Here is an 854-nt window from a genome sequence, read left to right as displayed (position 1 = left end):
CACACGGCGACCGCGCCGCCGAGCAGGCCCAGGCCGAACGCGCGTCTGTCCATGGTGTCGCTCCGCTTCCGCCGGCGATCCTACGCCCGAACGCCGATCCGCGAAGAGGCCATCTCGCCGCATCAGGTCCGCGCGGCTTGGCCCGGCTGGTGGCCTCGGCGGAGGCCGGATCGTCGGGCCAGGGGTGCTTGGGATAGCGGCCGCGCATCTCGGCGCGGACCTCCTTCCACGAGCCGGCCCAGAAGCCCGGCAGGTCCTTGGTCATCTGCACCGGCCGGCGCGCCGGGGACAGCAGGGCCAGGGTCAGGGGCGTACGGCCGCCGCCCACGGTCGGGTGGCGGGTCACCCCGAACAGCTCCTGGACGCGGATGTCGACGCGGGGCCCCCTTCGGCCGCATAGTCGATGGCGGCGGAACCCAGCGGGGTCTCCAGGCGCGGCGGGGCCAGCTCGTCCAGCGCGCGCTGGCGGTCCCAAGGGATCAGCGCCCTCAGGCCGGCCTCCAGGGCCGCGTCCGCCACGGCCGCCAACGATTGGACGCCGTCCAGCAACGGCCATAGCCAGATTTCGCGCGCGTCCTGAAGCCCGGCGTCCGAAACGTCCGGCCAGCCCGCCTCCAGGCCGCGCAGGAAGGCCAGCCGGGCCCGGAGCGCCGAGGACCGCTCGCCCCAGCGCAGGGCGTCGAATCCGTCGCGCTCGACCTCGCTCCGCAGGGCGGCGGCGACGGCGGCGCGGTCCGGCGCCCCCATGTCCTTCTCGCCGACGACGATCGACCCGAGCCGGCGAACGCGGACCAAGCGTCATCCGACCGGACGGCTGCGCGCCAGGCGATCCTCGATCTCGATGTCGGCCTCCG

At 75.1% G+C, this 854-nt stretch carries 1 pseudogene; it reads right to left on the bottom strand.

The window, feature by feature from the left end:
* Positions 1–747: pseudogene (locus AC2W7C_RS18555) on the bottom strand (ATP-dependent helicase C-terminal domain-containing protein); the annotation flags it as partial.
* Positions 748–854: the final 107 nt, after the last annotated feature.

The sequence above is a fragment of the Brevundimonas sp. CURTG3B2_SDJG genome, from assembly GCF_057364705.1.
Note: the sequence above shows the minus strand (reverse complement) of the source record. Positions and strands in the feature narration are given on the sequence as shown.